The 12,508-nt window shown below is 64.3% G+C and carries 12 protein-coding genes and 1 pseudogene; 4 read left to right on the forward strand and 9 right to left on the reverse strand.

What is annotated here, in order from left to right:
- Positions 1-34: 34 nt before the first annotated feature.
- From tssG to QZM15_RS25765, 7 genes are all read right to left on the reverse strand, one after another.
- On the reverse strand, positions 35-1,135 hold the full coding sequence (gene tssG, locus QZM15_RS25735; protein ID WP_302107503.1) for a type VI secretion system baseplate subunit TssG: 1,101 nt from the start codon (positions 1,133-1,135) through the stop codon (positions 35-37).
- Positions 1,099-2,934: a type VI secretion system baseplate subunit TssF gene (gene tssF / locus QZM15_RS25740; protein ID WP_059577179.1), complete on the reverse strand. Its 1,836-nt coding sequence runs from the start codon at positions 2,932-2,934 to the stop codon at positions 1,099-1,101. The genes tssG and tssF overlap by 37 nt, the downstream gene beginning before the upstream one ends.
- Positions 2,935-3,010: 76 nt before the next feature.
- Positions 3,011-3,496, reverse strand: coding sequence for a type VI secretion system baseplate subunit TssE (tssE, locus tag QZM15_RS25745; protein WP_034183677.1), 486 nt, complete (start codon positions 3,494-3,496; stop codon positions 3,011-3,013).
- Positions 3,497-3,557: 61 nt separating this feature from the next.
- A complete protein-coding gene (locus QZM15_RS25750) occupies positions 3,558-4,061 on the reverse strand; it encodes a type VI secretion system tube protein Hcp (protein ID WP_059449787.1) in 504 nt (167 codons plus the stop codon).
- Positions 4,062-4,131: 70 nt separating this feature from the next.
- Positions 4,132-5,622, reverse strand: a complete 1,491-nt coding sequence (gene tssC, locus QZM15_RS25755; protein WP_006484397.1) for a type VI secretion system contractile sheath large subunit — start codon at positions 5,620-5,622, stop codon at positions 4,132-4,134.
- Positions 5,623-5,637: 15 nt separating this feature from the next.
- Entirely contained in the window at positions 5,638-6,153 is a 516-nt protein-coding gene (gene tssB / locus QZM15_RS25760; protein WP_027783377.1) for a type VI secretion system contractile sheath small subunit, read from the reverse strand.
- Between the two features lie 46 nt (positions 6,154-6,199).
- Positions 6,200-6,841, reverse strand: coding sequence for a M48 family metallopeptidase (locus QZM15_RS25765; RefSeq protein WP_060315466.1), 642 nt, complete (start codon positions 6,839-6,841; stop codon positions 6,200-6,202).
- 373 nt (positions 6,842-7,214) lie between these two features.
- Here QZM15_RS25765 and tssJ point away from each other — a divergent pair, with 373 nt between their 5' ends.
- The 3 genes from tssJ to icmH all read left to right on the forward strand — a co-directional run bounded on the left by tssJ (position 7,215) and on the right by icmH (position 10,054).
- Positions 7,215-7,826 (forward strand): type VI secretion system lipoprotein TssJ, encoded by a 612-nt coding sequence (tssJ, locus tag QZM15_RS25770; RefSeq protein ID WP_059577183.1) that lies wholly within the window; start codon positions 7,215-7,217, stop codon positions 7,824-7,826.
- A 102-nt stretch (positions 7,827-7,928) separates the two neighbouring features.
- Positions 7,929-9,275 carry a type VI secretion system baseplate subunit TssK gene (gene tssK, locus QZM15_RS25775; protein WP_059577185.1) on the forward strand — a complete coding sequence of 449 codons (1,347 nt, stop codon included), beginning with the start codon at positions 7,929-7,931 and terminating at the stop codon, positions 9,273-9,275.
- The gene (gene icmH, locus QZM15_RS25780; protein WP_059577187.1) at positions 9,272-10,054 is read left to right on the forward strand and encodes a type IVB secretion system protein IcmH/DotU; all 783 of its coding nucleotides are present in this window, start codon (positions 9,272-9,274) and stop codon (positions 10,052-10,054) included. Before tssK ends, icmH begins: the two co-directional genes overlap by 4 nt.
- A 78-nt stretch (positions 10,055-10,132) precedes the next feature.
- Here the strand turns inward: icmH and QZM15_RS25785 are convergent, their stop codons facing one another.
- On the reverse strand, positions 10,133-10,450 hold the full coding sequence (locus QZM15_RS25785) for a hypothetical protein (protein ID WP_302107504.1): 318 nt from the start codon (positions 10,448-10,450) through the stop codon (positions 10,133-10,135).
- A gap of 178 nt (positions 10,451-10,628) precedes the next feature.
- On the opposite strand from QZM15_RS25785, the pseudogene QZM15_RS25790 reads away from it, so the two are divergent.
- Positions 10,629-11,887 (forward strand): annotated as a pseudogene (locus QZM15_RS25790) (IS256 family transposase).
- A gap of 318 nt (positions 11,888-12,205) precedes the next feature.
- Here QZM15_RS25790 and QZM15_RS25795 read toward each other — a convergent pair.
- Positions 12,206-12,508, reverse strand: coding sequence for a hypothetical protein (locus QZM15_RS25795; RefSeq protein WP_302107505.1), 303 nt, complete (start codon positions 12,506-12,508; stop codon positions 12,206-12,208).

Here is a 12,508-nt window from a genome sequence, read left to right on the forward strand (position 1 = left end):
TCAGGTTCGTTTGCGTGTTTGTTGTCGTTCGGGATCAGTGAATCACGTGCAGTTCGTAGCGGGCATCGGACCGGTCCTCGGCCGCGTCGCGCGTGCAGAGGAACGCGTCCCAGCCGAGCCGCGAGCCCGCGCCGAGCACGCTCGCGCCGACTTCCGTGCGTTTCAGCACGAGCTTCACCTCGTACTCGAGCGTGACGCCGGCGAGCAGCGTCAGCATTCGCTCGAGCGCGACGGCGTGCGCGCCGCCGGGCAGGAACGCCTCGTAGTCGCGCTTGGACAGCGGGCCGACGACGATCCGCGCGCGCATGTCGCGCTGCCACACGCGCTCGCCGACGAGCGCCGTCGCGCCGAGCACCGCGTTGACTTCGCCGAGCACGCTCAGCTGATCGGGCGGCACGTCGTACCACTTGCCGACGAACTGGTCGATCTTCACCGGCACGCGGAAGTAATCGGACAGCGTGCGCTGCAGGTAGGCGGCCGACATCGGCCGGTGCCGCGCGGCGAGCGCGTAGCCGGCCACGGCCTCGTCGAGCACGCCGCCCGGGCCGGCCGCGAGGCTGTCGCGCACCTCGTCGCTCGGCACGCCCGCGATCGCGAGCAACAGCGGCAGGTAGCGCTCGTCGCGGTCGAGTTCGTAATGGAACGGCAGCCGGTATTTCTTCCACGCCGCGTAGAACAGCGCGGTCGCGCGGTTCGAGAACACGTCGAAGAACGCGCGCGCCGCGTGGTCGCGCCGCAGATGCTCGCGCGCGACGATCTGCTCGGTGTAGTGCAGCGGCAGCGCGCCCTGCCCGCCGAGCAGCCCGAAGAACGCGGGCGTCAGCTCGACGCGGCCGAGCTCGCCGGCGGCCAGCGCGGCGCCGCGCTGCTCGCTCGAGTTCAGCGGCGCGCCGCCGTCGTCGAACGAGCGCGCGCCTTCGATCTCGCTCGGCGGGAAGCCGAGCGACAGCGTGTTGCGGAATTCGATGCGCTGCGCGACCACGTCGCCCTGCCGCCACGCGCCGGGCGCATCCGACACCTGCCGCGCGAACAGCCCTTCGAGCACGCGCACCGCCTGGAAGAACTCGAAGCGGTGCGGCTCGTCGAGCAGCGCGTCGACTACGCCAGGATCGATTCGCCGGTTCGGGGCTTGCATCGGATGATCTCCTCGCCGGTGCGCTTCGACACGACGACCAATTGAACGAAACTGTTGAGGTGGACGTACAGCCCGAAGAAGCTGTCGAGCACGCGCACGAACGACGCGAGGCTCGCGCCGACGAAGTGCTCCTCGTCGATCGTCAGCCGGATCTCGATGCCGCGCACGAAGGTCGCGAACGGCTTGCCGGGCAGCCACTGCACCGCGCCGCGCTGTTCGACGCCGGCCAGGCCGTCGATCTGGCGCATCGACACGGCCGTGCGCCGCAGGTCGTACAGCGTCAGCATTTCCTTCAGCGGCGCGAGGCCGTGCGCGACGAGCGACACGTGGTTGAGCGCGAGATGCGACACGAGCCGCCAGTGCGCGGCGCGGCCGCGCTCGAAGCGCACGCTCTGTGTCGGCCGGCGCAGCAGCGAGATGCCGCTCGTCTGCGCGCCGCCTTCCTGGAACAGATCGCCGCCTTCTAGGCCGAACGCGAGCATCGAAGGCAGGTCGCGGTTCGTGCAGGTGAGGTCGAGGCTCAGCGTGTCGGTCTGCGGCGACGTCGGCTCGAAGTCGATGTCGACGATCGAGATCTCGGTTTCGTAGCCGGGGCTCTTCTGCGCGACCCAGTCGTTGCGGCGCGCGAACCAGTAATGGCCGATCCGCGCCGCTTCGCCGTGATGCAGCGAATAGAACGGCCGGAACTCGATCACCGATTCCTCGTGCGCCTGCTGCCGGACGAGCTTCACCGAATCGATCGAGTACACCTCGTACGCGAACGCGCGCCGCGCCTCGGCGATCACCGGATACGACACCGCGCGGTGCGTGATGCGGATCGGCTCGCCGTGCTGGCGGAACAGGTTGACGATCGGCGTGCAGAACAGCCGGAAATGGCTCGCCGTCAGCAGCTCGAGCAGGCGCGCGACGTGCGAATCGCCGCGCACGTCCTGCAGCACGAGATGCAGCGTCGCGCGCTGGCAACGGCCCGACGCGCGCGCGATCGCCGCGAGGTCGAAATCGACGAAATCGAACTTGTCGGGGAACGCGAAGTACTCGGTGAGCAGGCGGTACGCGGGATGCGACTTCGCCGGATAGTCGATCAGCGCGTCGTCCTCGGCGAAGCCGGCCTGCGCGATCGGCAGCTTGCGCAGCGCGGTCCAGCGGCCGTTGCGCTCGGGCTCGACATACGCACCGAGCACGTTGATGAACAGGCAGTCGGTCAGCGCGGCGACGAACGACTGCTCGCCGTGCAGGTGCGCGCGCAGCGTCGGCAGCTTCAGCGCGCCGAGATCGAGCTGCGCGGCGAGCGATTCGAACGTGATCGAGATCACGCCCGTCGCATTCGACGGCAGCACCGTCGCGCTCGGCGCGAGCGCGACCGGCGTATAGCGCGCCTCCGAGATGCGGATCGGCGCGAGCGTCACGTCGTAGGCGGTGCGGAACCGGCATTGCACGCCGCGAATCGGGCGGCTCTTCAGCTCGGTGCCGCGATCGATCACGACCGGTTCGGTCTGCTGGCCGGGCGAAGCCGGCGTGAACTGCGCGATCGAGCACGACGGAAACGGCCGCAAGTAGTGCGGATACAGCACTTCCAGCAGCGCTTCGGTGAATTCCGGGTAGTCGTCGTCGAGCTTCTTGTTGATGCGCGCGCCGAGCAGCGCGAACGACTCGATCATCCGCTCGACGTGCGGATCCTCGCAATGCTCGCCGGACAGCGCGAGGCGCGCGGCGATCTTCGGATAGCGTTCGGCGAAATCTCGCGAATAGCGCCGCAAAAACGATAATTCGCGTTCGTAATACGGCAGCAATTCTTCCATCGACGACCCCGAACCTCAATATTTCCTGCCGGACCTGATTCACCACCGGGCGGTCCGGCCCGCTCGGCGGCTTGATTTACTGCATGCGTGCCGCGCGTGCGCGCGTGACCGAATACTGCAGCGTCGACGGTTGCAGCATCGCGTCGAAATTCACCGGCTCCTCGGCCGGGTGCACCACGAGCAACGCCTGGATCGCGAAATAGAGCGCGTTGGTGGCCTGCTCGTTCAGCTCGAACGTCACCTGCACCTGCTGCAGGCGCGGCTCGTGGCGCGCGATCGCCTGCTGGATCGACTTGCAGATGAACGCGCGATCGTAGTGGCTCGCGAGGCTCAGCCCCGCGAAATCGTTCAGCCCGTAGGTCAGCACCGATTTCTGGCATTCCGGCAGCGCGGCCAGTTCGTTCTCGGTGTGCGCGATACGGGTGTTGAGGATCGCCTCGACGTCGCGGGCGACCGTGGTCTTGAGCTCGTCCAGCGACAATTGCCGCATCGCGGCCGAGGCCGGCAGATGCGGTTCGTCGTCGAACAGCTTGTCGAGAAAACTGGGTTCGAATCGTTTCATCGGCCGGTGTTGACAGCGAAAACGGCAACGGGACGCGAGCGCCCCGTTGCCGCAACCGACCTTAGACCGCGTAGGTCTTGTCGTTCTTCGTCAGGCTCCAGGCGCCCTGCGTGTTGCCGCCCTGGTTGCCGCCGATCTTCTGCTGGGTTTGCTTCCACTGCACGGCTGCGTACTTCAGCGAGAACGTCTCGATCGGCAGACCTTCCTCGCGAACGCTCGGGGCGATGCTCGAGATGATCACGTACTTGAGCTTGACTTCCAGATACTGCACGCGCTTGCCTTCACCGTCCGCGCGCGAGAAATGGACCGTCACTTCGTCGAACGTGGTACCGCCCGAAGCGTGCTGGTACAGCAGCGGGCTCGACGAATCGATTTCCTTCGTGAAGATCATGTCGCCGTGCTCGCAACGCGTCATCGTGTGACCGCCAGCGGTCGATGCGGTTGCCGAACGCGGCTGAACGATCGAGTGATCCCACGATTTCAGTTCGATCCAGCCCTGGTGGTCCTTGTCCGCGGACTCGCCCTTCACCGCGGGACTACCAAACTGCAAGTGCATATGTAACATGGCCCTTCGACTCCCCAAAGAGGTGGTTTTAACGTCCTACCCAGGCGGCCCGCCCGGGCGATTTACTCGCTTATGAATTTGCCGGTTTGGGCAGATCAGCGACAAGTCGCAGAGAAATCGAGAGTTCGTCGAGCTGAAAGTGCGGGCGCAGGAACGCGACCGAACGATACGAGCCCGGCTTGCCCGGAATCTCCGACACTTGTATGGATGCCTCGCGCAGCGGAAATTGCGCTTTCTGTTCCTGCGAGGCGTTGTCGTCGAGCAGGACGTACTGCGAAATCCACCGGTTGAGGAAAGTCTCCACGTTCTGCGCCGATGCGAAGCTGCCGATCTTGTCCCGCATCATCGCCTTCAGGTAATGCGCGACGCGCGATACCGAGAAGATGTACTGAAGCTGGGCGGACAGGACGGCGTTCGCATTCGCGCTGTCGGTGCTGTACTTTTTCGGCTTTTGCACCGACTGCGCGGCGAAGAACGCGGCGTAATCTGAGTTCTTGCAATGGACGAGCGGGATGAAGCCGAGGTCGCTCAGCTCCTTCTCGCGGCGATCGGTGATCGCGATTTCGGTCGGGCACTTCAGCGCGACTTCACCGTCGTCGGTCTTGAACGTGTGGGTCGGCAGATCCTCGACGAGGCCGCCGCCTTCGACGCCGCGGATCGCCGCGCACCAGCCGAAGTCGTCGAACGCGGCCGTCAGGCGGGCCGCGAAGGCCCATGCCGCGTTGCACCACAGGTACTTGTCGTGATCGGTGCCGTCGACGTCCTCGACGAAGTTGAAATTCTCCGCGGTCTGGCCGTCCTTCGGATTGAACGGCAGCCGGCCGAGAAAGCGCGGCAGCGTCAGGCCGACGTAGCGCGAATCCTCGGCGTCGCGGAACGACTTCCACTTCGCGTACTCGACCGTGTCGAACACCTTGCCGAGGTCGCGCGGCTTGCCGAGATCGGAGAACGACTCCAGACCGAGCAGCTCCGGCGACGCCGACGCAATGAACGGCGCATGCGCCGCCGCCGCGACGTGCGACATCTGCTCGATGAAGTACATGTCTTCCGGCTGGCGCGAGATCTCGTAATCGCCGATCAGCGCACCGAACGGCGAGCCGCCGAACGTGCCGAATTCCTCTTCGTAGACCTTCTTGAACAGCGCGCTCTGGTCGAACTCGCTCGCGCCCTTGAAGTCGCGCACGAGGTCGCGCTTCGGTGCGTGCAGCGCCTTGATCTTGATCGTCTGGCCCGTGTTGCTTTCCTTGACCAGATAGTCCAGCCCGCGCCACGTGCTTTCGAGGCGCTGGAATTCCGGCGCGTGCATCACGGCGGAAAGCTGCGTGGAAATCAGGCGGTCGAGTTCCGCGACGCGCGCGTCGATCGTGGCCGACAGGTTGTCCGACACGATCACCGTGCCGTCGAGCACCTGGTGCACGAGTTCGCCGATCAGGTCCTTCGCACGCGCATGCTCGGAATCGGATTTCGCGACCTTGCTCTTCTCGACGATGTCGTCGAGCAGCGAAGTCCCGGCGGCGTATTCCGCGCCGCTCGCTTGGGCCGCAGCCGTTTGCTGGTTCATCTCAACACTCCGTCGTCATTCGCCGTCTTTGTCGCTGCCCGTGCCCTTCGCGAGCTCCTGCAGCTGCTGCGTGTTCTTCAGCACCTCGGACAGCAGATCCTCGAGCTTGTCGTTGCCGGCGAGCTTGTTGCGCAGGTCGGCGAGCTTCGAGCGCGCCTCGAGCAGGCGGCGCAGCGGCTCGACCTGTTCGACGACTTCGTCCGGGCTGAAATCCGACAGCGAGCGGAACTTCAGGTCGACCGCGAACTTGCCGCCTTCCGGGCTCAGGCGGTTTTCCACCTGGAACGCGGCGCGCGGCTCGATCGCCTTCATCACGTCGTCGAAATTGTCGCGGTCGATATTGACGAACTTGCGGTCGCGCAGCTTCGGCTGCTCGATTTCGGACTGGCCCGCCAGATCGCCGACGACCCCGACGACGAACGGCAGTTCCTTCACCTCGATCGCATCGCCCTTCTCGACCTCGTAGGTCAGCTGGACGCGCGGCGGCCGTATTTTCTGCAAGCTTTTCTGAATGCTTTCTTTCTTGGCCATCTCGACGGCTCCCAGGTTAGTTGTGGTTATCGCGTCAGTTGCGGTTTCAGTTGCGCAGTGCGCCGAACGGATCCGCGCTGCCCTTTTGCGCCGCGGGCGGCGTCGGCGTCGGAGTCGGGGCGGCGCTCGCGGCCGTGTCCGCGGCCGGTGCGCCCCCGGCCTTCGCACGATGAACCGTACGGCGGCCGCTGTACTTCCTCGTCTGCGCCCGCTGCTCCGGCGGGAACAGCGCCGACTCGCCGAGCGTGTCGCGCAGCTGCTTCGCGAGCGCCTGCGCGTCGGACTTCGCGTCGCCCGCGAGCGACGCATCCTGACGCAGCTCGCCGAGCGACTGCGTCGCGATCCGCAGGCCGGCGACGGCCAGCACGCTCTTCGCCTGGCGATCGGTCGCGTCGCGCTGCAGCGCTTCCTGCGCGGCGACGATCGCCTGGCCGTAATGGTTTTGCGCGAACTGGATTTGGGCGATGCGCGACCACGGTTCCTCGCGCGTCGGATCCGACTTCGCGAGCTGCTGGTACAGGCCGAGCGCCTTGTCCTGGTCCCCCGCCTTCGCGACGGCGTCCGCATCGGCCAGCGACTTGTTGAACACTTCCGCAGTCGGCGGCGCGGGGGGCTGGCTCGCACAGCCGGCGATCACGCCGCAAGCCACCACTACCCCAGACAGTTTTGCGAACAGACGGTCTTTCATCGTTATATCCACCGGCGCGTGAGTTTTAAATCGTTGAGAATCTGGTTCTTTTGCTTTGCAAGAAGCGCGCGGGTATAGTACCGATCAATTTTTCATAATTCAATCGTCGTGTGAAGAGTAATTCCTTTTAAAACCGGGCGCTACCCCCTCGAATGGCCGCTCGCGGCGGGCTCGCGGCGGTTTTTCGTCGGGCCGGGAAGCGCAAGTTTTACTGATCGCACGACGCGCCGCCCCAGCGGCGGAAAAAATTTCCGAACGCTCGCCTTGACGCGAGCGTGCTTAATAGTTAAACGGTGCAGTGTCGGGGACCCGCAGCGAACGTGGTAATACCCGGCAGTTTTGACAGGGATAAAGGCGGCACGCCGGAAACACGATGAGATCGTCCATGATTCGCTACGCGCTGCCGCTGGTCGCCTGCGCCCTTCTGGCCGGATGCGCGGCCGCCCCGCTGCTCGGCTCGGCCGCGAGCGCCGTGATGTCCGCGGCCGGCATCGGCAAGCCCGAGGTGCCCGATGCGCAGAAGCCGCCGCGCAACATCGGGCTGACGCTGGCCGCCGCGCCGAACCTGAACGCCGCGACCGACAACAAGCCGCTCGCGCTCGTCGTCCGGCTCTATGCGCTGAAGGACCCGACTTCGTTCCAGCAAGCGCCGTTCGACGCATTTACCGATCCGACCAAGGAAAAAGCCGCACTCGGCGCCGACCTGCTGAACGTGCGCGAAATCACGCTGATTCCGGGCCAGCGCTATACGGCGACCGAGAAGGTGTCGCGCGAAGCGCAGGCATTCGGTATCGTCGCGCTGTTCCGCGATCCCGCGCTGCAACGATGGAAACTGACGTTCGATCCGGCGAAGTCGGAGAAATCCGGCATAATCATCGGCCTGCATAACTGCGCGATGACCGTCACCGGCGGCACGGTCATCGCACCGCAACAGGGTGCGCCTTCGCAGCCGCTGAATATGCTGTCTTCGGTGTCCTGCGGTTAAACATGACGCACGAATGTCAATTAACAAGAGTTAACAATTGGCGATTTAATTCGGGCACGAACAAATCGATTACATCGCAACGCCACATTAACCGGATTTGACATGAGTTATTCGGCCAAGGTGCTGTGGGGGGAAGGGCTGTTCCTCCGGCCTCAACACTTTCAGCGGCAGGACGCGTACCACGAGGCGCGCCTGTTCGAGTCCATCCAGGCGATCCAGCCGTACAACTGGGGCGTGCGCTCGGTGCGCATCGACCGCGACGCGCTCGGCAGCAACGTGCTGCGGGTAGCCGACCTCGCGCTCGTGTTCCCCGACGGCGCGCTGTATGCCGCGCCGCAGGCCGACGACCTGCCGCCGCCGATCGCGCTGGATACGTTGCCCGACGGCATCAACGAATTCGTGTTCTATCTCGCGCTGCATCCGCTGCGCGAGAACGGCACCAACTACAGCGACGATCCGGCCGCCGGCTTCATGACGCGGTTCGTCAGCGAGCAGACGAGCGTCGCCGACAATTTCACCGACGCCGCCGAAGCCGACATCACGTTCCTGAAGACACAGGTCAAGCTGATCGCGCACAGCGAGCCGCGCGACCAGCTGCTGTCCGTGCCGCTCGTGCGCGTGCGCCGCACCGCGACGTCCGGCTTCGAGATCGACGACAGCTTCGTGCCGCCGTGCCTCGCGATCGAGGCGTCGCCGATCCTGCACCAGCGGCTGCGCCAGCTCGTCGACGCGCTGCAGGCGAAGGTGAACGCGCTGTACGGCTTCCACCGCGAGCCGTCGAAGAACATCATCGAGTTCCGCTCGGGCGACATCGCATCGTTCTGGCTGCTGCACACCGCCAACGCCGCGTTCGCGACGCTCGCGCACCTGCACCAGCACGCGGCGCTGCATCCGGAGCGGCTGTTCCAGGAACTGCTGCGCCTCGCGGGCCAGCTGATGACGTTCTCGAAGGGCTACACGCTCGCCGACCTGCCCGTGTACCGCCACGACGATCCGGGCCCGAGCTTCGCGCGTCTCGACCTGATGCTGCGCGAACTGCTCGACACCGTGATCTCGACGCGCTATTTCGCGATCACGCTCGACGAGGTGCGCCCGTCGTTCCACCTCGGCCGCCTCGATTCCGGCAAGATCGACGACAAGACCGAGTTCTATCTGGCGGTGTCCGCGGACATGCCGAGCGTCGAGCTCGTCGATGCGGTGCCGGCCCGCTTCAAGGTCGGCGCGCCCGACGACGTCGACAAGCTCGTGCTGTCGGCGATGCCCGGCGTGCGGCTGTCGTACACGCCGCAGGTGCCGCCCGCGATTCCGGTGCGCCCCGGCGCGTGCTACTTCGCGCTCGATTCGCGCAGCCCGCTGTACGAGCGCATGCTGCAGGCCCAGTCCGCGATGATCTACGCGCCGACTGGCATCAATGACCTGAAATTCGAACTGATCGCGGTCACATCATGAGCTACGCGCCTTCCCTGTTCGGCGACAACGTGCCGCCGCCCCTGCACAGCCCGGCGTCGACGGATTCCGCGTTCCAGGCCCGCTCGCTGCTCGATTTGCTGTACGACGGGTTCTTCATGCTGTTCCTGCTCAAGAACGGGCGGGAGCCGGACAGCGCCAGCGAGTTCAGCACGCGGATCCAGGAATTCCTGTCCGATTTCGAACGCGGCGCGAAGAAGCTGAATATTGCCGCCGAGGACGTGTACGGCGCGAAGTTCGCGTTCTGCGCGGCCATCGACGAAATGGTGCTGTCGTCGCAGTTCAAGATCCGCGCGGACTGGGAACGCCGGCCGCTGCAGCTCGTGCTGTTCGGCGAACAGCTGGCGGGGGAAAAGTTCTTCCAGTATCTCGAGGAATGTCGCGCGCAGGGCGCGGCGCGGCTGCAGTCGCTCGAGGTGTTCCATATGTGCCTGCTGCTCGGGTTCCAGGGCAAGTATCTGCTCGAAGGGCCGGAGAAGCTGGCTTATCTCACCGCGCGGCTCGGCGACGAGATCGCGCACATGAAGGGCAAACGCGCGCCGTTCGCGCCGCATTGGCCGCTGCCCGACCAGATCGCGCATCGACTCAAGCGCGAGGTGCCGGTCTGGGCGATCGGGGCCGTGTTCGCGCTCGTGGCGCTGCTCGGGTATCTCGGGCTCAATACTTATCTCAAGGACAAGACGCTGCAGGCGTTGGCGCCTTATTCGCAAGTCATCAAGGTTGGGCCGGAGTCGGCTAATTTGACGATTTCGTTGCCTTGAGGGCCGCGCTTCGTTCGGACGTTGACGCTGTATGAGAAAGGACCGCTTGGCGGTCCTTTTTTACTGTGGCGTGTGGCTTCAGAGCAGGATGAAGCCTTCGTTGTCGACGTAGAACACGAACGCGTCGAACAGCTGGGTGGCGGTCGGCTCGTCGACCTGGTCATGCGCATTGATCACGATGTCCTCGATCGTCGCGCTGTTCAAGGTCACGCGCCAATCGGGATGTGGTGCGGTGGTGGGTGGCGTAGCGGCTTCGGTGTCAGTGGCGTCTTCGATGAATGCGCCCTCTGTGTCGAGGGTCCATGGCGTCTGCGGGAGGCAGAGCCATCCGTGGAAATCGCCAGGGTGTTCGAGGATGTGTTTCAGCGACGCGGTGGTCGCGGGGGTGGTCGACATGGATGTTGCGGTTGAACGGAGGGAATGCGTTGCGGGAGTCGTGAGGTCACGGTGGCGAGCCGTGATTATGCCGAATCAGGGATCGTGATATTGCCCGCGCACATTGTCGGCTGAGCCGCATGGAGCCTATCCGAACTTTTGTGTGCGAGGCATAAACTGATGGCGAAGGAGCCACGTTATGCCACGCAAACGTAAGGAAGAAGCGACCGTAGAACCGGGCGAGGGCTTGAACCTGGACCCGAAACTCATCAAGCAACTGGTACCCGGCACGCTGGATCGGCCACGATCAACGAGCAACTCGCGGCCCTGAAGAAGGCGATCTTCGAGCGTGCGCTGGGCGGCGAACTGACCCATCATCTCGGTTACGAGAAAGGTGAAGCCAAGCCGGCCAGTAGCACGAACCATCGCAACGGCACCGGCCGCAAGCGCATCGCGACCGACGACGACCTGCTCGACGTCGAGATTCCGCGCGACCGAGAAGGCGCCTTCGATCCGGTGCTGATCGCCAAGGGCGAGCAACGCTTCACCGGCTTCGACGACAAGATCATCGCGATGTACGCCCGCGGCATGAGCGTGCGCGAGATTCAGGGCTTCCTGCTGGAGATGTACGGCATCGAGGTGCCGCCGGACTTCATCAGCACGGTGACCGATGCCGTGATCGACGAAGTGCGCGAATGGCAACAGCGGCCGCTCGAGCCGATGTACCCGGTCGTGTTCTTCGACGCCTTACGCGTCAAGATCCGCGACGAAGGCGTCGTGCGCAACAAGGCGATCTACCTGGCGCTGGGCGTGCGCCGCGACGGCACACGTGACGTGCTCGGCCTTTGGATCGAGCAGACCGAGGGGGCCAAGTTCTGGCTGCGGGTGGTGAACGACCTGAAGCTGTGCGGCGTGCAGGACATCCTGATCGCCGTGGTCGACGGCCTGAAGGGCTTCCCGGAGGCGATCAACACGGTGTTCCCGGAAACTACGGTCCAGACCTGCATCGTGCATCTGATCCGGAACTCGCTGGACTTCGCCAGTTGGAAAGACCGGAAATCGGTCGCGGCGGCGCTCAAGGAGGTCTATCTGGCACCGAGCGCCGAAGCGGCCGCCGTGGCGCTGGATGCGTTCGATACGAGCCCGTGGGGTACGAAATACCCGCCAATTGCCGCACTCTGGCGCCGGGCCTGGGATCAGGTGATTCCGTTCTATGCCTTCGCGCCTGACATCCGGAAAATTGTATATACGACCAACGCGATCAAGTCGCTGCACATGCAGCTTCGGAAGATCATCAAGGCGCGCGGCCACTTCCCATCGGACGAGGCCGCGCTCAAACTGATCTGGCTGGCGCTGCGCAACGTCGCGGCCAAGTGGACCGGTTCCCGGCACGATTGGAAGAGCGCCATGACCCAGTTCGCGCTGCTTTACCCGGAACGATTCAACATCGGAGTCTGAATCTGAACCCGCCTCACACACGGAATTCCGGATACCTCCGAAGAGGCCATCACCCAGTTCGCGCTGCTTTGCCCGGAGCGATTCAACATTGGAGTCCGAATTTCAACCAATCCCGACACGCAATTCCGGACGCCTCGTCGCGGCCGTGACTGTAGTATGGCCGCCGACGGTTTTGCCGGCGAACCACCGATCACATCACACCGGGCACCGCCGGATTTGATCGACTACGTAGCCGCTGCCCGTGATTTCCCACCCCGATTCAACTCGACAGGCGATAGATTTCTGGGTTTCTCTATCGCTACTTCAACGCACTGAATGTCACAGCACTTCCACCAAACACTTCGCACAAATTGCAGTGAACAGCCCTATCGCCTCTTCCATCGCGCGCTCATCGGTAAACCGACACATTTCTGCCGATTCCCAAATCCCGCCGAGACGTCGAAGAATGGTCCGGTCCTCCATCATTCCGTAACCCGGATATTCCAACTCCTCATAAATCAAGGTTACCGGAAACACTGTCCCCGCGCCTGGCTTCGCACCCGACCTGATCATATCGAGAACGTTACTGGTCACCAACTCCGCAGGTTGGGAGCCGTGTCTTTCGCAGATCGAATGAGCCAT

The sequence above is a fragment of the Burkholderia sp. AU44665 genome (assembly GCF_030504405.1).
GTDB lineage: Bacteria > Pseudomonadota > Gammaproteobacteria > Burkholderiales > Burkholderiaceae > Burkholderia > Burkholderia semiarida.